Genomic DNA, 19244 nt, shown 5'->3' on the forward strand with positions numbered 1-19244 from the left:
GGTCCAGGACTCGGCCCCGTGGGGCGGCCGGACGAAGCCGGCCGAACGGAAGGCTCAGGCGGCCTTCGCCTTCGTGGCGTACATGTCCACGTACTCCTGGCCGGACAGCCGCATCACCTCGGTCATCACCGAGTCGGTCACCGCCCTCAGCACGTAGCGGTCGCGGTCCATCCCCTCGTACCGCGAGAACTCCATCGGCTTGCCGAAGCGGACCGTCACCCGGCCCGGACGCGGCAGTCCGGCGCCGCCCGGCTGGAGCTTGTCCGTGCCGATCATGGCGAACGGGACGACGGGCGCGCCCGTCATCAGGGTGAGCCGTGCGATGCCCGTACGGCCGCGGTACAGACGGCCGTCGGGGGAGCGGGTGCCCTCCGGGTAGATGCCGAAGACCTTGCACTCCTCCAGCACCCGCCGGCCCGTCATCAGCGCCGCCACACCGCCGTTCGCGCCGTCCCGGTCCACCGGGATCATGCCGACGCCGGTGAAGAACCAGGCCATCAGCCGGCCCTTGAGCCCCTTGCCGGTGACGTACTCGTCCTTGCCGATGAAGTAGACCGGCCGATCGCACACGATCGGCAGCACCATCGAGTCGATGAAGGTGAGGTGGTTTCCGGCGAGGATGACGGGGCCGTCCCCGGGGATGTTCTCCGCGCCTTCCACACGCGGGCGGAACATCAGGCGCAGGATCGGTCCGAGCACTGCCTTGATGAGCGACAAGCGGGACAACGGGTCCTCCGGTGTCAGGAGTGGGACGGCGGTACGGCCGGCGAAGTCTCTGCAGGTGAGGACGATACTCGCGGGTGGTGCCCGACCGCACATTGGGTTCACCGAGCAGATACACAGTGTTGACCTGGGTTTGGTCCGCGTTTGCCCTGGGTCTCCCGTACGTAACGCCCCCGGCCCTAGCCTGTCCGCCGTGCGTCCCCGCCGATCGGGTGCGGGACATCACCAGTCAACGGAGGAGCGTTCTATGACACACGGTGCGGAAACCACCCCCGGGCGGCGGACCCTCCTGGGGGCGGCGGTGCTCGGGTCGGCGGCGCTGGGGATGTCCGCCGCGCCGGGCGCGCACGCCGCGGAACGCGCCGCCGGGGACCGGCCGTCCCCGGCGGCGCGGCACGGCTCCGGCCACCACGGGCTGCCGGTGCCCACCGTCATCGCCCACCGCGGGGCGAGCGGCTACCGGCCGGAGCACACCATCGGCTCCTACCGGCTGGCCCTGGACATGGGGGCGCACGTCATCGAGCAGGACCTCGTCCCCACGAAGGACGGCCACCTGGTCTGCCGCCACGAGAACGACATCACCGGCACCACCGACGTCGCCTCCCGTCCCGAGTTCGCCTCGCGCCGGACGACCAAGTCGGTGGACGGCGCCGGTATCACGGGCTGGTTCACCGAGGACTTCACGCTCGCCGAGCTGAAGACGCTGCGCGCCAAGGAGCGGATACCGGCGAGCCGCCAGGAGAACACCGTCTACGACGGGCGGTGGACGATCCCCACCTTCGAGGAGGTGCTGCGCTGGGCCGACGCGGAGGGCCGCCGCCGGGGCCGGCCGGTCTGGCTGCACGCCGAGACCAAGCACCCCACCTACTTCCGCGGTATCGGCCTCGGCCTGGAGGAGCGCCTGGCGAAGCTGCTGCGCCGCTACGGCCGGCACCGTGCGCACTCGCCCGTCTTCCTCCAGTCGTTCGAGCCGAGCAGCATCCAGCGGCTCGCGAAGCTGGTGGACTCGCCGCGTGTCGTCCTGCTCTCCGGTGCGAACACCCGCCCCTGGGACTTCGTCCAGGCCGGTGACCCGCGCACGGTCGCGGACCTGGTCACACCCCGGGGCCTGGAGTGGATCGCCTCGTTCGCGCAGGGCATCGGCCCCACCCTCGACCTCATCGTGCCGAGGGACGCGAGCGGCGGGCTGGGCACGCCCACCACGCTCGTCCGCGACGCCCACGCCCGGGGCCTGATCCTGCACCCGTACACGATGCGGAACGAGAACTCCTTCCTGCCCGCCGACTTCCGGCGCGGCACGGACCCGAACGCCTACGGCGACGTGTTCGGCGCGTTCAAGGTGTACTTCGAGCAGGGCATCGACGGGATCTTCACCGACAACCCGGACACGGGACTGCTGGCCCGCGCCGACTTCGTCGGCGGCTGACGGTCCGTCGAACCGGGCACCGGCCGGGCGACGGGCCTCCGTCGCCCGGCCGGCCCACGTCAGCAGCCGTACGGCCGTCATGCGGTCGGGTGAGACGGTGCCACGGCGGAAACCGCAGCTCGTGGCGGGGCGTCCCGCAGGGCATGACACCGTGTGAAGAGGACGCCGCCCCACCCTCCGTCACCGCCCGGGGCACGACGGCGACCAGGTCGGCCACCGTCGTCCGGACCGCCACCGCGCAGGGACCGGTCTCCGGCGGCACCGCCTCCGGCGCCGTGTGGTCGGGGGCCGCCGGAGCGCTGGTGCGCGATCTGCGACCGCTCGTCGCGGCGGAGGCGAGCGCCGAGGCGCACGGCGAGGCCCTGGACTCCGGGGACCTGGAACAGTCCGTCTGGGTGCGGCTCCTGGAACGGCTCGATGCCGAAGGCCCACCGTCCGACGCCGCCGGCTGGATCGCGGGGGCGGTACGGGAGGAGGCGAGCCGTGCCCGGCACCACGCCCGGCGGGAACGCCCCTACCCGGCCGAGCCCGCCACCGGACCCGCCGCCTGCCCCGAACGGGCCGTGCTCGTCGCGGAACGGCGCCGCGCCCTGAGGGCCGCCGTCGCCCGCGCGCCGGGTCGCTGTCGCCGGCTGCTGACTGCGATGCTGGCGCCGGAGGACCCCACGTACCGCGAAATCGCAGGAGAGTTGGGAATCTCACAAGGAAGTCTGGGGCCGATGCGTTCCCGCTGCCTGGGATGTTTGCGCAGAATGCTCGCGACAGAGGTTGCGGCTCCTGAACTCCGGGGAATGGAGCGGTAGACAACCGGGCGGCAGGTGAGCGGGAGGCATGCGCACATGGGCATGAGCGTGACCATCTCAGCGGCAACGGCGGAGGACGCCGAACAGATCCTCAAGCTGCAGTACCTGTGCTACCAGAGCGAGGCCGAGCTCTACGGCGACTACCGCATGGAACCGCTCATCCAGACCCTCGGCGAACTGCGTGCCGAGCTCGACCGCGGCCACGCCCTGGTGGCCCGCCTCGGTGACGAGGTGATCGGCTCCGTGCGCGGTGAGATCGACGGCGAGGGCACCGCCACGATCGGCAGGCTCATCGTCCACCCCAGGATGCAGCGCCACGGACTCGGCGGCCGGCTGCTCGACGCCATCGAGGCGCAGTTCGCCGGTGAGCCCGCGGCCCGCCGCTTCCGGCTCCTCACCGGCCACCGCAGCGAGCGGAACCTGCGCCTCTACCGCGGCCACGGCTATGCGACCGTGTCCACCCGGGTGCTGACCCCGAAGCTGACACTCGTCACGATGGAGAAGGACGCGGCGGCCGCGGTGCCCTCGGCCCGGACCCCGGGGACGTTCGTCGCCAGCGCGTAGTCCCTGAGCGGTCGGGCGAGAGGCCCGGTCCGGCGAGGGGACCCGGCTCGCGGGCGAGGGGCCGGTCCGTCGACCGGGCGCGTTCGGCCCGTGGACGGGGCCCGGTTCAGCGCCGGGCCCGGCGCAGCCAGAGCATTCCGGTCACGGGCAGCAGCACCGGAATGAACAGGTACCCCATGCCGTAGTCGGACCAGACCGTGGCGTCCGGGAAGGCGGACGGGTCCATCAGCGTCCACGTGCCCACGGTCAGCACGCCCACCAGCTCCGCGGCGCAGCAGACCAGTGCCGCCCTGCGGGCCCGCTCGCCGCCGCGGAACAGGGTGTACGTGATGAACGCGTACACCACCGCGGCGATCGCGGAGAGCGAGTACGCGAGCGGGGCCCGTTCGTACTCGGTGGCGATCTGGTACACCGAGCGCGACACGGCGCCCACCGACATCACCCCGTACAGCCAGACCAGCAGCAGCCCGGGGCCCTTGACCAGCCTCGTCGCCGACGCGTCCCGGACCCGTCCCTCGGCGGTGCGCCCTGTCGTCCCTGTCTCACCGGCCATCTCAGCCTCCCCAGATGTCGTGGAGCCGGACCTCCAGCACCGCCAGCACGACCGCCCCGGCCGCGACCGTCGCCGAACCCCAGCGGGTCCGCTCGGCCAGCGACAGGAATCCGGCGGCGGGAACCGCGGCGAACGCCCCGACCAGATAGGCGATGAAGATCGTCGCGCCCTCGTCGGCCTTCTCGCCCCTCGCCAGCTGCACCACCCCGATCACCAGCTGGACCAGCGCCAGCAGCGTGACCACGGCCATGCCGATGAAGTGCCAGTCCTTGGTGGGCTGGTCCCGGAAGGCGGCGAAACCGCACCAGGCGGCGAGGGCGAGAGCGGCCACGGACACCGCGACGGTCAGGGCGACGAGCATGGGTGAGAGCGTATTACGGGCCAAAAGGCCCGATGCGCGCGGCCCCGGCGGGGCCCGTGTGCGGGGTGGACGCGGGCCGCGCCGCCGGAACGACGCCCATGGCGTCGACCACGACCCGGGTCGCCTCCGAGCCGGCTGCCGGTATCGCCGTCCCGGTCCTGCCGGCCGTGTCCGCGCAGGCCGAGGCCCGCGTGGTGGAGATCGTCGCCGTCGGTCGGAGCGTCCGGATACCGGACTCCTTCATTCCGCTATTCGGACGGCCGTGATCCGCTCCCGTGGCGGTCTGTTTTACTGGCCGCATGACCACGACGAGCAGCCGCACCCTTGCGACCGAGGCGATCACGACGCCCGGTGTTCGTCGCATGTGTCGAATGCGCGCCTTCTGAGGGCCCCTGCCCGAGCCTCGCGCCCCGAAGCGAGATCCCGACAGCCAAGCCGTGTCCGCCGTGACGGCGACGGACCGAGCCTGCCCGCGCACACGCCTGCCGAACCGGTGACCCGTGCTGCGCCGACTGTCCCCAAGACGACATGCCCCGTGCCCGGCGAGGGAACCCCGCGCCGGGCACTCGACAGTGACGGAAACCCTGTGATCACCACTACGGGCCTCACCAAGGTCTATCGGTCGCGAGGCCGCGACATCACCGCTCTCGACGGCGTCGACCTGCACGTCCGCGAGGGCGAGGTGTTCGGCGTCATCGGCCGCAGCGGAGCCGGGAAGTCCTCCCTCATCCGCTGCGTGAACCTGCTGGAACGCCCCACCTCCGGCAGCGTCGTCGTCGACGGTACCGACCTCACCGCCCTCGCCGGACGCGGCAACCGCGCCGGAAGGGAGCTCCGCCGGGCGCGCAGCCGCATCGGCATGGTCTTCCAGCACTTCAACCTGCTGTCCTCGCGCACCGTGCGGGACAACGTCGAACTGCCGCTGGAGATCCTCGGCGTCTCCGGAGCCGAACGTTCACGCCGCGCCCTCGAACTCCTCGACCTCGTCGGCCTCGCCGACAAGGCCGGGGTCCATCCCGGACAGCTCTCCGGCGGCCAGAAGCAGCGCGTCGGCATCGCCCGTGCCCTCGCCGGGAACCCCAAGGTGCTGCTCTCCGACGAGGCCACCAGCGCCCTCGACCCCGAGACCACCCGGTCCGTCCTCCAGTTGCTGCGCGACCTCAACCGGCAGCTCGGGCTGACCGTGCTCCTCATCACGCACGAGATGGACGTCGTCAAGACCGTCTGCGACTCCGCCGCCCTGATGAAGCAGGGGCGGATCGTCGAGTCCGGCACGGTCGGCGAACTGCTCGCCACGCCCGGCTCCGAGCTCGCCCACGAACTGTTCCCCGTCACCGGGGACGCCTCCGGTCCGGACCGCACCGTCGTGGACGTCACCTTCCGCGGCGACGCCGCCACCCAGCCGGTGGTGTCCCGGCTGTCCCGCACCTACAACATCGACATATCGATCCTCGGCGCCGCGATGGACACCGTCGGCGGCAAGCAGATCGGCCGGATGCGCATCGAGCTGCCCGGCCGCTACGAGGACAACGTCGTACCCGTCGGCTTCCTGCGGGAGCAGGGCCTGCGGGTCGATGTCGTGGATGACGCGCCGGCCGCGGTGCCCGCTCGGAGCCACGGGGCCCGGGGCGCCGCACCGGTGAAGGAGGCCGTCAAGTGACGTGGTCGGAGATGCGGCCCCTGCTCACCCAGGGCACCCTGGACACCCTCTACATGGTCCTGTGGTCCACCCTGGTCACCGTGATCGGCGGACTGCCCCTCGGCATCCTCCTCGTCCTCACCGACAAGGGCGGGCTGCTGCAGAACACCCCGGTGAACAAGGCCGTCGGCGTCGTCGTGAACATCGGCCGCTCGCTGCCGTTCATCATCCTGCTGATCGCGCTGATCCCCTTCACCACGGCCGTGGTCGGCACCTTCATCGGCCCCACCGCCATGATCGTGCCGCTGGCCGTCGGCGCCATCCCTTTCTTCGCGCGACTCGTCGAGACGGCGATCCGCGAGGTCGACCACGGACTGGTCGAAGCCGTCCAGTCCATGGGCGGGTCCATCCCGACGATCATCCGCAAGGTGCTGCTCCCGCAGGCCCTGCCCTCGATCGTCGCCGCGGTCACCACCACCGTGATCGTGCTCGTCGGCTACTCGGCCATGGCCGGCGCGGTCGGCGGAGAGGGCCTCGGCTCCAAGGCGGTCACCTACGGCTTCCAGCGGTTCGAGACCGAGTTCATGCTCGTCACGGTCGTCGTCCTGATCGCCGTCGTCACGGCCGTACAGCTGGTCGGCGACGGGATCGTCCGGCTGCTGGCCCGCCGCGGCCGCACCGCCTGACCACCACCCCGCACCACCTCGGGCCGGCGCTTCGCCCCGGCACCTCCAGCGAGCCCGCACTCCTTGTCCGGGCGTCATCACCGCAACACCGGAAAGAGGCACTCTTCGTGCGCAACTCCCGCCAGAACACCAAGCTCGCCGCTGTCGCCACCGCCGCGCTCGCGCTCGGCCTCACGGCCTGCGGCACCGCCTCCGACCCGGCCGCGGCCGGGGCCGGCGACAAGGCCGCCGAGTCCGGGCCCCTCGTCGTCGCTGCCTCCCCGACCCCCCACGCCGACATCCTGAACTTCGTCAAGGAGAACCTCGCTGAACAGGCCGGCCTCGAGCTGGAGATCAGGGAGTTCACGGACTACGTCCTGCCGAACACCGCCACCCAGTCCGGCCAGGTCGACGCGAACTACTTCCAGCACAAGCCGTACCTGGACGACTTCAACGAGAAGAACGGCACCACGGTCGTCCCGGTGGTCGACGTCCACCTCGAGCCGCTCGGCCTGTACTCCAAGAAGGCCCGGTCGGTCGAGGACATCAAGCCCGGGCAGACCGTCGCCGTCCCCAACGACACCACCAACGAGGGGCGCGCCCTCCGACTCCTCGCCGAGCACGGTCTCATCACCCTCAAGCCCGGCGTCGGCACCAGCGCCAGGCTGTCCGACATCACCGACAAGAAGGGCCTGGAGTTCAAGGAACTGGAGGCCGCCACCGTGCCCCGCGCCCTGAACGACGTCGACGCCGCCGTCATCAACGGCAACTACGCCATCGAGGCCGACCTCAGGCCCTCCGAGGACGCCCTCGTCCTGGAGGAGGCGGAGGACAACCCCTACGCCAACTTCCTCGCCGTCAAGAAGGGCAACGAGAAGGACGCGCGCGTCGCGAAGCTCGCGAAGCTCCTCAACTCCCCCGAGGTGAAGCGGCACATCGAGGACACCTACACCGGCTCGGTCGTCCCGGCGTTCGGCGCTCCCGCCAAGTGACGCCGTCCGTAGGTCTCTTGAGAACATACCGATGAACGCGGGCCCCGCGCACCCCCGGTGGTGTGCGGGGCCCGCGGCGTATCGTGGGCCGTACCGACCCGGCCATGCACATCGCCGCCGCGATGCTGCATGCTGTGCCTTTACGGCCCTTACGACGGTCTTCGGCATGGAGCTGCGCATGACTACCACGTTCCCGGACATCTCCATCAGCACGGAGCGGTTGGTGCTGCGCGCGCTCGAACCCGCCGACGCCCCCGCCCTCGCCGAGATGATGAACGACGAACAGGTCGCCGCCTGGACCGCCGTGCCCCAGCCCTACACCGAGGCCGCGGCCCACGGCTGGATCGCCGACCGCGCCCCCACGGAACGCGCCGCGGGCCGGGGTATCGATCTCGCCGTCACCGAGTTCCTCACCCAGCGACTGGTCGGGGTCGTCCAGCTGAGCAGGACCGACTGGCGGGTGCGCGCCACCGAGATGTCGTACATCATCGCCCCCTGGGCCCGCGGCGAGGGCTACGCCTCCGAGGCGGCCCTCGCCACCGCCCGGTGGCTCTTCCGTGACCAGCGCTTCGAGCGCCTCGAACTGCGCACCGCCGCCGACAACACCGCCTCCCAGCAGGTCGCCCAGAAGATCGGCTGCATAAGCGAGGGCGTCCTGCGCGGCGCCTGTATAGCCCGCACCCGCACCGAGGGCGGGGGCTGGGCCGATCTGCGCACCGATTTCATCGTCTGGAGCCTGCTCCCCGAGGACCTGGAAGGGGTCGCCGACCAGATGGCAGAAGCGGGCGGGTTCGGGGCGTACACCGACTGGAACTGACCGGCCGCCGCCGGCCTCGACCGGACCGCGGACCGGGCCCCGGAGACGGGGGACGTACGGACCCGGCCGGGCAGGGCGTCCAGGACGGACGGCCCCCTCGGCCGCGCCGGACGCGCCGCGAGGCGGGTGGACGCCGGTCTCCGGCCGGACGCAGCGGGAGGCGGGCGCACCCCGCGCGGTGCCCTGCGGACGAGGGCCGGGCCGCAAGAACCGTGGGACCCCGCACCGCACCGGCTTGCAGGAACCGGCGGACCCCGCACCGCACCCCCGCCCGTCACCGACACCGGGTACCCTCGGGCCTGCCTGCCCCGCACCCCGTGGGCACGGTCCTCACCTGCGACGACACCAGGAGAAAGACGACGATGGCCGACCGGGTCACGGTGATCGGCTGGGACGGCTCGCCGCTGACCGCGGCCGCCAGGTCCGCCCTGTCCGCGGCCACGCTCGTCGCCGGGGCCGCCCACCACCTGGCGCTTCCCGAAGTACCGCCGGGCGCCGAACGCATCCGCCTCGGCAGCGTCGACCTCGCCGCCCGCAGGATCGCGGGACACCGGGGCAGCCCCGTCGTCCTCGCCGACGGCGACCCGGGCTTCTTCGGAGTCGTGCGCACCCTGCGCGCACCGCAGCACGGCCTCGAGGTGGAGGTCGTTCCCGCCGTCTCCTCCGTCGCCGCCGCCTTCGCCCGGGCGGGGATGCCCTGGGACGACGCCCAGATCGTCGTCGCCCACAGCCGCACGCTGCGCCGCGCGGTCAACGTCTGCCGGGCCCGACCCAAGGTCGCCGTCCTCACGTCCCCGGGCGCCGGACCTGCCGAGCTCGCCCTCCTGCTCGACGGCGTCCACCGCACCTTCGTGATCTGCGAGGAGCTCGGCACCGAGCGCGAGCAGGTCACCGTGCTGACCTCCGACAAGGTCGCCGACCACAGCTGGCGCGATCCCAACGTCGTCATCGTCATCGGCGGCGCCGCCGGCGCCCAGGGCGGCGCCGGCTGGGTCGCCGGCGGGGAGCCCGGCTCCTCCGCACGGGTACGCGGCTGGGCCCTGCCGGGGGGCGAGAGCCGGCCGGCCGTCGAGGGCGAGTCGCTCCAGCTGCGCGCCGCCCAACTCGCCCGGCTCGGGCCGCGCCTGGGCGACCTCGTGTGGGACATCGGCTGCGGCAGCGGGGAGCTGGCCGCTGACGCGTCCCGCTTCGGTGCCGCGGTGATCGCCGTCGACGACGACCCCGCCGCCTGCATCCGGGCGGACGCCGCCGCCCGCCGCCACGGCGTCCTCCTGCAGACCGTCCGCGGCCGGGCGCCGCACGTCCTGGAACGGCTCCCCGAACCGGACGTCGTACGGATCGGCGGGGGCGGGGTCCCCGTCGTCACCGCCTGCGCCGACCGAAGGCCCGAGCGCATCGTCACCCACGCCTCCACCCGGGACGAGGCCGAGGCGATCGGCGCGGCGCTCACGGAGGGTGGCTACGCCGTCGAGTGCGCCCTCCTCCAGTCCGTCGAGCTCGATACCGGCGACTGGTCGGAACGCGACCGGTCGGTCGTCTTCCTGCTCGCCGGTCACCGTCGGGAACCGGCTTCCTGACCACTCGGCGGCCGTTGCCCCGGCCGCCCCTGGACCGGGCGCGGAACTGTGGCGCGGTAGGCTGGCCGATCGTTGTACCGCAGCTGGGCGTTGGTCGATTCGCTCGCCAATATCCGGAAAAGGGGGCGATTTTGACCCCCGTTGTGGTACGGCGCGACCGGGGGAGGCGCAACGTGGCGCAGTCCACACCGCACCGTGGCGAATCCTGCTGCCGCGGACGCGAACGCCCACGACAATGCTTGTGTCCGCGGGCTTTCGTGCCGCGTCGGGCACACGCTCGTTCTTGTAGTGACGGGCACGGGTGTGTGCCGCGATCGGGCGTCCCGGGCGAAGGTCTGAAGGAGCACAACCGATGGGCGAGGGGTACGCATGACTGACACCGGCCAGGTCCCGGGCCAGGGACTGCCGGAGAACGCAGGCATGGTGGAGCAGCCGGGCGTCCCCGCTCCCGGCGCGTACACCTACCTCGACCACTCCGGCGGTGCCCCAGAGGCCGTCACCGAGGACGACGACCTGCTCCTGATGCCGGGCGCACAGGGAGCGTGGAGCGACCCGGCCGCTGCCCCGCCCACGCCGCCCGAGCCGGCCCCGGCGGCGGCTCACGGCACGGGGCACGTCCAGCCGGTACCGGCCGCCCAGGCCGCGCCGGGGTACGCCGGAGCCGAGACGGCCGCGGTGCCCGCGCCCGAGCAGCCGCACGCGCACCTGGCGCAGGAGCAGCAGTACGCGGTTCACGAGGAGCGGCTCCGAGCGGCCGAGCAGCAGGCCACCCCCGCCCAGGGCGTGCCGCAGCAGGCCGCCCGCGCGCAGGCGGTTGCCGGGCCGTTGACGGCCGGGCAGGGGGTGGCCGGACAGGCGGCGACCGCCGCCGCTCAGGGGCAGCCCGCCGTCCAGGAGCAGCTGCCGGCGCCGGCACAGCCGACGGCGGCACACGACCAGCAGTCCGGCCACGGCCGGGCCGTTCCGCACGGTCAGCCCGCCCAGGACCCGCAGGCCGCGGCGGAGCAGCCCTTGTACGAGGCCGGTGCCCACGAGGCCGGTGCCCACGAGGCCGGCGGCCGGGACTCCGGGTCCCTCGATCTCGGCGGTGTGCGGATGCCGCCCCCCGCCGCGCCCGCGCAGACGCCGCCCCCGGCCCGCCGCCCTCTCCATATGGGCCCGCCGGTTCCCGAGGCGAACAGCGGTGTGGTCCGCTCACTCGCCGACCGCGGTCCCGCCGCCCATCGGGCCGGCGGCGCCGCCCCCCAGCAGGGAGCCGCGACGGCACCCTCCTCCGTTCCGCCGGCCGGCGGACCGGAGTACCTCGACGTACCGCGTGACGAGGCGGACCTGCTGCCCGGTCCGCAGCTGGGCGCGATCCCTCCGCAGGGCGCGTCCCCGTGGGCCGCCCGGCATGCGCAGCCCCAGGCCGCCGCGGCCGTCCCCGCGGAAGCCGCGCCCGAGGCGGTCGCCCGGGTCTCCGCCGAAGCGGTCCCCCCGCGGAACGTGCCCGCCTCCGCCGCCGAACCGGCGGCGCCCGGGCCGCATCCGGCGGGAGCGCCCGCCGAGCCGGCCCCGGAGCCCATGGCCACAGGGCAGTTCGCGGCAGCGGAGAGCCCGCTGCCGACGGGGCACCGACCCGAGACCTCGCCGGTGGCCGTGATCGTGCCGGCCGAGGCGGGGCAGCCGGGGGCCGAGGCTCCCGCGCCCTCCCCCGAGCCTGCCGGCGAGCCCCCCGTGCCTGCCGGCGCCGCCACGCCTCCCCCCGAGGCCTCCGCGGGCTGGGGCTCGGAGCCGGAGCCCCAGCCCGCGGAGGCGTCCCAGCCCGTCACCGCGTCCGGGTCCGTACCGGCGCCCGTGGCCGGGGTGGCCGAGCCCGTCGTCGCTCCTCAACACGACGTCGCCGCAGTCGGACCCGGTGCGGCTCCGGAGCCGGAAGCCGTCGCCGTCGTGCCCGCGATCCGCGAGGGGGAGGGCGAGGACGGGGCCGCTGCGGCCGACCAGGTGGGGCGGACCGGACGGAGCGCCGAGGTCCTCGACGCCACGCAGCCGGCCGGAACCCCCGTACCGGCCCCCGAGGACCGCTCCACGGGCGAGCCCGGGGCACTCGACCCCGTGCCCGCCGCCGAGCAGGCGCCCGGGGCCGAGGCCACCGCGGACACCGAACGGCCCGTCGTGCCGGCGGACGCCGGGAACGCGGCCGCCGAGTCCGTAGCGGCCCCGGCGGAGGAAACCGCCCCCGAAGCGGAGCCGCCCGCCGAGCCCCGGCCGGTGGTCGGGCCCGAGACGGCCGCCGAGTCCGCGCCGGGCCGGGAGCCCGAGGCACACCCCGTCGCCGACGGCCTGCAGGGCGCCGGGGAGGACGTCGAGGCGGAGGCCGAGGAGACCCACGGCACGGCGGCGCCCGGATACGCCGACGCCGAACGCGAAGCCGTGCTCCGCGTGATGCGTGAGCGCCGGGACATCCGCAACGGCTTCCGCAGCGACCCCGTCCCGCACGACGTCCTGCTCCGGGTCCTCGAGGCCGCGCACACCGCGCCCTCCGTGGGCCACTCCCAGCCCTGGGACTTCGTCGTCATCCGCTCCGCCGAGACCCGGCGCTCGATGCACGAACTCGCCCAGCGCCAGCGCGAGGCGTACGCCAAGTCGCTTCCCAAGGGCCGGGCCAAGCAGTTCAAGGAACTGAAGATCGAGGCCATCCTCGACACACCCGTCAACATCGTCGTCACCGCCGACCCGACGCGCGGCGGCCGCCACACCCTCGGCCGGCACACCCAGCCGCAGATGGCGCCGTACTCCTCCGCCCTGGCCGTCGAGAACCTCTGGCTCGCCGCCCGCGCCGAAGGACTCGGCGTCGGCTGGGTCAGCTTCTTCGACGAGCGCGAGATGGTCCGCACGCTCGGCCTGCCCGAGCACCTGGAGGTCGTGGCCTACCTCTGCGTGGGCTACGTCGACGAGTTCCCCGAGGAGCCCGAACTGATGCAGGCGGGCTGGTCCAAGCGCCGGCCGCTGTCCTGGGTCGTCCACGAGGAGACCTACGGCCGCCGCGCCCTGCCCGGCGAGGAGCCCCACGACCTGCTCCAGGAGACCGTTTCCAACATCCGCCCGCTGGACGCCAAGGCGCTCGGCGAGGCGTGGGAGCGGCAGAAGCGGATGACCAAGCCCGCGGGCGCTCTCGGCATGCTCGAGATCATCTCCGCGCAGCTGGCCGGACTGTCCCGGATGTGCCCGCCCCCGATCCCGGAGCCCGCGGCCGTCGCGATCTTCGCGGGCGACCACGGGGTGCACGCCCAGGGGGTCACGGCCTGGCCGCAGGAGGTGACCGGCCAGATGGTCGCGAACTTCCTCGGCGGGGGAGCGGTCTGCAACGCCTTCGCCAACCAGGTCGGTGCGGAGGTCTGCGTCATCGACGTCGGTGTCGCCTCCGACCTCCCGGCCACCCCCGGGCTGCTGCCGCGGAAGGTGCGTCCCGGAACGGCCGACTTCACGACCGGCCCCGCGCTCGGCCGCGAGGAGGTCCTCACCGCGATCGAAGTGGGCATCGAGACCGCCCGCGACCTGGTCTCCGCTGGCAACAAGGCACTGCTCACCGGTGAGATGGGCATCGCCAACACCACGGCGTCGGCCGCGCTGATCTCCGTCTACACCGGCGTGGACCCGTCGGAGGTCACCGGGCGCGGCACCGGCATCAACGACGAGATGCACGCCAGGAAGGTGGATGTCGTCCGTCGTGCGCTGGAACTCCACCAGCCGGACGCGGCCGACCCCGTCGGCGTTCTCGCGGCGGTCGGCGGCCTGGAGCACGCGGCCCTGGTCGGCTTCATCCTGGGCGGTGCGTCGCTGCGTACGCCGGTCGTCCTGGACGGTGTCTCCGCGGGCGCCGCGGCGCTGGTCGCCCGGGCGGTGGCGCCGGAGGCCCTCGCGGCGTGCATCGCCGGGCACCGCAGCGCCGAGCCCGGCCATGTCGCCGCCCTGAACAAGCTGGGCCTGCGTCCGCTGGTCGACCTGGACCTCCGCCTCGGCGAGGGTACGGGCGCACTGCTCGCGCTCCCGCTCGTCCAGAGCGCGGCCCGCGCGATGCACGAGGTGGCGACGTTCGACTCGGCCGGCGTCACGGAGAAGTAGCGCGGGGGCAGGGCACGCGCCACCCGTCACGGGTGGCGCGTGCCCTGCCGGTGCCGCACCTGTGCGCGTCCACCCCGGTGCCTGTGCTGGTGCCCATGCGCGGGCGTTCCGCGTTCGTGCCGGCGGTGCGCCCGTACGCCGCGTCGCGGGCCAGCTCGGCGACCGGTGTGCGCGCGTCGCGGTGTGCGGGAACGGGATCGTCCCTGCCCGGGCCGCGAGCCGTCCCTCCCGGCCCCGGTAATGCCGCGCCTTCCACCCCGTATCGTGTTCGCCAGGACCGTTCCACCCGTTCCCACCAGCCGCTTCACCGTCGCAGCGGCCCCGCACCGCCGCACCGAGGAGCCGCACCGCCATGGCCGAGCCCGCCGAGCAAGCCAAGAGCCCCGCGCACCCGCAGCACGACTCCCGTGAGGAGTGCCCCGCCTACCCCGTCGGACTCCGTCTCGCGGGACGGCGTGTCGTCGTCCTGGGCGGTGGCCAGGTCGCCCAGCGCCGTCTCCCGGCCCTCGTCGCCGCCGGCGCCGACATCACCCTGGTCTCGCCGTCCGCGACCCCGTCCGTCGAGGCCATGGCGGAGGCGGGGGAGATCACCTGGGCCCGCCGCCGGTACCAGGACGGGGACATCGCCGACGCCTGGTACGCGCTCGTCGCCACCAGTGACCCGGTCGCCAACGAGACCGCCTCCGCCGAGGCGGAGCGGACGAAGACCTGGTGCGTGCGGTCCGACGACGCCGAAGCGGCCACGGCGTGGACACCCGCCACCGGGCGCAGCGAGGGCGTGACGGTCGCGGTGCTGACGGGGCGGGACCCGCGCCGGTCGGCCGCCGTGCGGGACGCCATCGTCGAGGGCCTGCGCGACGGTTCCCTCGCCGCACCGCACAGCCGCGACCGGACGCCGTTCGTCGCCCTCGTCGGCGGCGGCCCGGGCGATCCCGACCTGATCACCGTGCGCGGCCGCCGGCTGCTCGCCGAGGCCGACGTCGTCATCGCCGACCGTCTCGGCCCGCGCGACCTGCTCGACGAACTCCCGCCGCACGTCGAGGTGATCGACGCGGCGAAGATCCCGTACGGCCGTTTCATGGCGCAGGAGGCGATCAACAACTCCCTCGTCGAGCACGCCAAGGCGGGCAGGTCGGTCGTGCGGCTCAAGGGGGGCGACCCGTTCGTCTTCGGCCGCGGCATGGAGGAGGCACAGGCCCTGGCCGAGGCCGGTATCGCCTGCACGGTCGTGCCGGGCATCTCCAGTTCGATCTCCGTTCCGGGCGCCGCCGGCATCCCGGTCACCCATCGCGGTGTGGCCCACGAGTTCACGGTGGTCAGCGGCCATGTCGCGCCGGACGACCCCCGTTCGCTCGTCGACTGGGAGTCGCTCGCCAAGCTGACCGGCACGCTGGTGATCCTCATGGGCGTCGACAAGATCGGTGCCATCGCCGAGGCCCTCGTCTCTTACGGCAAAGCGCCGGACACCCCGCTCGCGCTGGTACAGGAGGGCACCACGGCCGCCCAGCGACGGGTGGACGCGACGCTCGCGACGGTCGCTGAGACCGTCAGGACGCAGGACGTCCGCCCCCCCGCGGTCATCGTCATCGGCGATGTCGTCGCCGAGGGCCCCCACAAGTAACCATCGGTAACGGAACTCGGTCCCGCCCGTTGGCACCTCTCCCCGGACAAGGCAGTATCACCCTGTGGCAGATCTCATCACCGTCGACGACCCCGAGGACCCTCGCCTGCGTGACTACACGGGCCTGACCGACGTCGAGCTTCGGCGCAAGCGAGAGCCCGCGGAGGGCCTGTTCATCGCCGAGGGGGAGAAGGTCATCCGCCGCGCCCGGCACGCCGGTTACGAGATGCGGTCGATGCTGCTCTCCGCCAAGTGGGTCGACGTCATGCGTGACGTGATCGACGAGGTCCCGGCGCCGGTGTACGCGGTCAGCCCGGACCTCGCCGAACGCGTCACCGGCTACCACGTCCACCGGGGCGCCCTCGCGTCCATGCAGCGCAAACCCCTGCCGACGGCCGGCGAGCTCCTGCGGGGCACCCGCCGGGTCGTGATCATGGAATCGGTCAACGACCACACCAACATCGGCGCGATCTTCCGGAGTGCCGCCGCCCTCGGCATGGACGCGGTGCTGCTCTCGCCCGACTGCGCCGACCCCCTCTACCGGCGCTCGGTGAAGGTCTCGATGGGCGCGGTGTTCTCCGTTCCGTACGCCCGCCTCGACTCCTGGCCCAAAGGGCTTGAGACCGTACGGGAGTCGGGCTTCAGGCTGCTCGCGCTCACCCCGGACGAGAAGGCGTCGCCGATCGACGAGGCCGCTCCGCACCGGCTGGACCGGGTCGCGCTGATGCTGGGCGCCGAGGGCGACGGACTGTCCACGCAGGCCCTGATGGCGGCCGACGAGTGGGTGCGCATCCCGATGGCCCACGGCGTGGACTCGCTGAACGTCGGCGCGGCCGCGGCGGTGGCGTTCTACGCGGTGGCCACGGGCCGCCCCGGGAACTGACCCGGCCGGATTCCGCGGGGGCCCGCGGCACGGCCGTGTCCGGTGCCGCGACGGGGCGAACGTTGCCTGATGCGGCACTAGGGCGTGTGGCGAAAGTCCCTCCTGGCCCGCGACGCCTGGCACGCACGCTCGCTGCGTTGTCGGAGTCATCCGAGTACGTCCAGTACGAGGATGATCCTCCGCCTTGCGATCTTCCCCTCGGCCCGGAGGGCCGGGGGAGGCCCCATGCACCAGACGCCGCAGGCCCCGCCCTACGGGCGGACGGAGCTACTTTCGCAACACGCCCTAGCCCCGCAGGCTCTGCGCCACCGTGATGCCCAGCGCCACGACGAGCGTCACCACGACGAACACGAAGATCCGCTGGCGCAGCAGGCGGGGATTGGCCGGCCTGCGCCCGGTGGACGTGGTCCTGGCCCCGGGGCGGGTCGCGGGCCGACCGCCCGTCTTCGTGCCGCCGCGCGACTGCGGCGGCCGCGAGCCGCCCGTACGGGATGTCTGCCGTCCCGGCATCCGTTCCCGGGACGCGGCAGGCCCCGAGCTCCCCCCGGTGCCCGGCGGCCTGCCGTGGGTCGTCCGCTCCGTGTACCGCGCGGTGCTGCGCCCCGACGCCAGCTCCTGCTCGGTCCGTTCCCGCTGGACCGGGGGACGCACCTCCGAAAGCCCCTGCGCCTCACGGGCCGCGATCTCCTTCAGTCGCATGGACAACTGCAGGGTGCTGGGCCGTTCCTCGGGGTCCTTCGCCAGGCATGCCCGCAGCAGCGGGGCCAGTGCGTCCGGCACCCCGTGCAGTTGCGGTTCCTCGTGCACCACCCGGTAGAGCATCACTTCGGAACTGCCGTGCCCGAAGGGGGAGTCGCCCGTGGCGGCGTACGCCAGCGTGGCCCCCAGCGAGAAGACGTCCGTAGCGGGGGTGACCGCGGCGCCGCGCACCTGCTCGGGGGCGAGGAAGCCGGGGGAGCCGACCGCGGTGCCGACATGGGTCAGCGTGCTGGCGCCGGTGGCCCAGGCGATGCCGAAGTCGATGATCCGGGGACCCTTGGGGGAGAGGAGGATGTTCGACGGTTTGAGGTCCCGATGGACCACCCCGGCCTCGTGGACGGCCACGAGCCCCTCGGACAGCGCCGCCCCGACGGCCGCCGTCTCTGCGGCCGTCAGCAGGCCCTCCCCGGCCACCCTGTCGTGCAGGGACGGCCCGGGCACGTACTGGGTGGCGAACCAGGGACGGTCCGCCTCGAGGTCCGCGGCGACCAGCCGGGCCGTGCAGCCGCCCCGGATCCGCCGGGCGGCCGACACCTCACGGGCGAAGCGGGACCGGAACTCCTGGTCCTCCGCGAGGTCCGGGCGGATCACCTTCAGCGCGACGCGCTGACCGCGCCGGTCGGAGCCCAGGTACACGACCCCCATGCCGCCGGCGCCGAGTCGCCGGTGCAGCCTGAACGAGCCGACGACACGCGGATCCTCGCGCCGGAGCCGCATCATCGCCATGTTCATCCCCGCCGGCCGGTGGTCCTTCTGACGTGGCACAGCTTACGTACCCGCGGGCCGGTGTGCTCATAGGCCGCGCCCTCGTGGGCCGATCGATTGTCAGTGCCCGGTGGGAGAATTGAGGAGTGGTCAGGAGCCCTGGGAATCCGGGGCCCCGCTGACCCGTGCGCGATCCCAATGAGGCGTGGCAGAAGGGGGATTGAATCGATGAAGGGCGACCGCGTGGAGATAGTCGTGGACGCGGGGGACACGACGAGGACGTACGAAGTGGTGGCAAGCCGGGCGGGCCGGCGGGTTGAGACGGCGGTCCGGCGCGGGGTGGTCGAAGTGAGCGAAGTCACGCGTTCCGGTTCCATCGTGCGAACGGCCCGCTTCATGGCCAATCGGGTGCTGGCGCTGGTCGAGCAGCCCGTGCCCGCCGAGGCTCCCGGAGACCGTCGTTCCCTCAGGGAAGACCCCCAGACCTAGGTCCACTTCTCCACCCAGGGGAGTACATCGGGTCGGGCGGCCTCATCCTCCTGGAGGCCCGCCAATCGGTACGCGGGCATGACGTGGCGGACCCCCCGGCTCCCTAGTCTTGAGGTCAAGCGGCGGGGGCGGCACTCGTCCCCCGAGGTCACGCACTCGCCGCGCCGACTCGACGGGAGAGGGACCATGGCGGACACGGCATCGCGGACCATGATCCGCACGCAGGGGCGCAAGGCCTTCGCCGCGTTCGACGGCCGTCCCGGCAGCCGTCGCCACCCGCTGGTGGCCACGGCCATGGTCCTCCCCCTCGCGACCCTGCTCGTCGTCGTCTTCGGCGGCTGGGAGGCAGTGGTCACACAGGCGTCGTCCGTGGGCGTGATGCTGGGGCGCTGAGCGGCGCCCCGGGCCCGGGAGAGCGGTCCGGGTCGGGGACATCCCACCCATAACCCCGTGGGGACGGGGGTGTGGCGGACGGCAGTGCTCGGCCGGCCAGCTGGGGAGCTGGCCGGCCGGGCTGTTACTCCGTCCGGGACTGTGCCGTTCCGGGGCCGGGCCCCGGTCGG

18 protein-coding genes are annotated in these 19244 nt (G+C 73.4%); 14 read left to right on the forward strand and 4 right to left on the reverse strand.

Features of this window, described 5'->3' with window-relative positions; translation table 11 throughout:
* Window positions 1-54 precede the first annotated feature (54 nt).
* A complete protein-coding gene (locus tag FEF34_RS31980) occupies window positions 55-717 on the reverse strand; it encodes a lysophospholipid acyltransferase family protein (protein ID WP_138056270.1) in 663 nt (220 codons plus the stop codon).
* A 253-nt stretch (window positions 718-970) separates the two neighbouring features.
* On the opposite strand from FEF34_RS31980, the gene FEF34_RS31985 reads away from it, so the two are divergent.
* The 3 genes from FEF34_RS31985 (at window position 971) to FEF34_RS31995 (ending at window position 3516) form a co-directional block, all read left to right on the forward strand.
* Window positions 971-2149 carry a glycerophosphodiester phosphodiesterase gene (locus FEF34_RS31985; RefSeq protein WP_138056271.1) on the forward strand — a complete coding sequence of 393 codons (1179 nt, stop codon included), beginning with the start codon at window positions 971-973 and terminating at the stop codon, window positions 2147-2149.
* A 143-nt stretch (window positions 2150-2292) separates the two neighbouring features.
* A complete protein-coding gene (locus FEF34_RS31990) occupies window positions 2293-2952 on the forward strand; it encodes a sigma-70 RNA polymerase sigma factor region 4 domain-containing protein (protein WP_234042628.1) in 660 nt (219 codons plus the stop codon).
* A gap of 36 nt (window positions 2953-2988) precedes the next feature.
* Window positions 2989-3516, forward strand: a complete 528-nt coding sequence (locus tag FEF34_RS31995) for a GNAT family N-acetyltransferase (protein WP_138056272.1) — start codon at window positions 2989-2991, stop codon at window positions 3514-3516.
* A 106-nt stretch (window positions 3517-3622) separates the two neighbouring features.
* On the opposite strand, the gene FEF34_RS32000 is transcribed toward FEF34_RS31995, so the two are convergent.
* Entirely contained in the window at window positions 3623-3955 is a 333-nt protein-coding gene (locus FEF34_RS32000) for a hypothetical protein (RefSeq protein ID WP_407698367.1), read from the reverse strand.
* Window positions 3956-4070: 115 nt separating this feature from the next.
* The gene (locus tag FEF34_RS32005) at window positions 4071-4430 is read right to left on the reverse strand and encodes a hypothetical protein (protein WP_138056273.1); all 360 of its coding nucleotides are present in this window, start codon (window positions 4428-4430) and stop codon (window positions 4071-4073) included.
* Window positions 4431-4528: 98 nt separating this feature from the next.
* On the opposite strand from FEF34_RS32005, the gene FEF34_RS41590 reads away from it, so the two are divergent.
* The 9 genes from FEF34_RS41590 (at window position 4529) to FEF34_RS32045 (ending at window position 16728) form a co-directional block, all read left to right on the forward strand.
* Window positions 4529-4696 (forward strand): hypothetical protein, encoded by a 168-nt coding sequence (locus tag FEF34_RS41590; protein WP_171053172.1) that lies wholly within the window; start codon window positions 4529-4531, stop codon window positions 4694-4696.
* A 320-nt stretch (window positions 4697-5016) separates the two neighbouring features.
* Window positions 5017-6090 carry a methionine ABC transporter ATP-binding protein gene (locus FEF34_RS32010; protein WP_138056274.1) on the forward strand — a complete coding sequence of 358 codons (1074 nt, stop codon included), beginning with the start codon at window positions 5017-5019 and terminating at the stop codon, window positions 6088-6090.
* Window positions 6087-6755 carry a methionine ABC transporter permease gene (locus tag FEF34_RS32015; RefSeq protein WP_138056275.1) on the forward strand — a complete coding sequence of 223 codons (669 nt, stop codon included), beginning with the start codon at window positions 6087-6089 and terminating at the stop codon, window positions 6753-6755. The genes FEF34_RS32010 and FEF34_RS32015 overlap by 4 nt, the downstream gene beginning before the upstream one ends.
* 107 nt (window positions 6756-6862) lie before the next feature.
* Complete coding sequence (locus FEF34_RS32020; protein ID WP_138056276.1) at window positions 6863-7726, forward strand: MetQ/NlpA family ABC transporter substrate-binding protein; 864 nt, start codon at window positions 6863-6865, stop codon at window positions 7724-7726.
* A 178-nt stretch (window positions 7727-7904) separates the two neighbouring features.
* A complete protein-coding gene (locus FEF34_RS32025; RefSeq protein WP_171053173.1) occupies window positions 7905-8543 on the forward strand; it encodes a GNAT family N-acetyltransferase in 639 nt (212 codons plus the stop codon).
* Between the two features lie 362 nt (window positions 8544-8905).
* Window positions 8906-10120, forward strand: coding sequence for a precorrin-6y C5,15-methyltransferase (decarboxylating) subunit CbiE (gene cbiE / locus FEF34_RS32030; protein ID WP_138057856.1), 1215 nt, complete (start codon window positions 8906-8908; stop codon window positions 10118-10120).
* A 369-nt stretch (window positions 10121-10489) separates the two neighbouring features.
* Window positions 10490-14224, forward strand: coding sequence for a nicotinate-nucleotide--dimethylbenzimidazole phosphoribosyltransferase (gene cobT, locus FEF34_RS32035; protein WP_138056278.1), 3735 nt, complete (start codon window positions 10490-10492; stop codon window positions 14222-14224).
* 352 nt (window positions 14225-14576) lie between these two features.
* Complete coding sequence (gene cobA / locus FEF34_RS32040) at window positions 14577-15845, forward strand: uroporphyrinogen-III C-methyltransferase (protein WP_138056279.1); 1269 nt, start codon at window positions 14577-14579, stop codon at window positions 15843-15845.
* Window positions 15846-15909: 64 nt separating this feature from the next.
* A complete protein-coding gene (locus FEF34_RS32045; RefSeq protein ID WP_138056280.1) occupies window positions 15910-16728 on the forward strand; it encodes a TrmH family RNA methyltransferase in 819 nt (272 codons plus the stop codon).
* Window positions 16729-17013: 285 nt separating this feature from the next.
* Here FEF34_RS32045 and FEF34_RS32050 read toward each other — a convergent pair whose 3' ends face one another.
* On the reverse strand, window positions 17014-18219 hold the full coding sequence (locus FEF34_RS32050) for a serine/threonine-protein kinase (protein WP_138057857.1): 1206 nt from the start codon (window positions 18217-18219) through the stop codon (window positions 17014-17016).
* 201 nt (window positions 18220-18420) lie between these two features.
* On the opposite strand from FEF34_RS32050, the gene FEF34_RS32055 reads away from it, so the two are divergent.
* Window positions 18421-18681: a hypothetical protein gene (locus FEF34_RS32055; protein ID WP_138056281.1), complete on the forward strand. Its 261-nt coding sequence runs from the start codon at window positions 18421-18423 to the stop codon at window positions 18679-18681.
* A gap of 186 nt (window positions 18682-18867) precedes the next feature.
* Window positions 18868-19074, forward strand: a complete 207-nt coding sequence (locus FEF34_RS32060; protein ID WP_138056282.1) for a hypothetical protein — start codon at window positions 18868-18870, stop codon at window positions 19072-19074.
* Window positions 19075-19244 lie beyond the last annotated feature (170 nt).

Origin of the sequence: Streptomyces marianii, from assembly GCF_005795905.1 — a bacterium.
GTDB lineage: Bacteria > Actinomycetota > Actinomycetes > Streptomycetales > Streptomycetaceae > Streptomyces > Streptomyces marianii.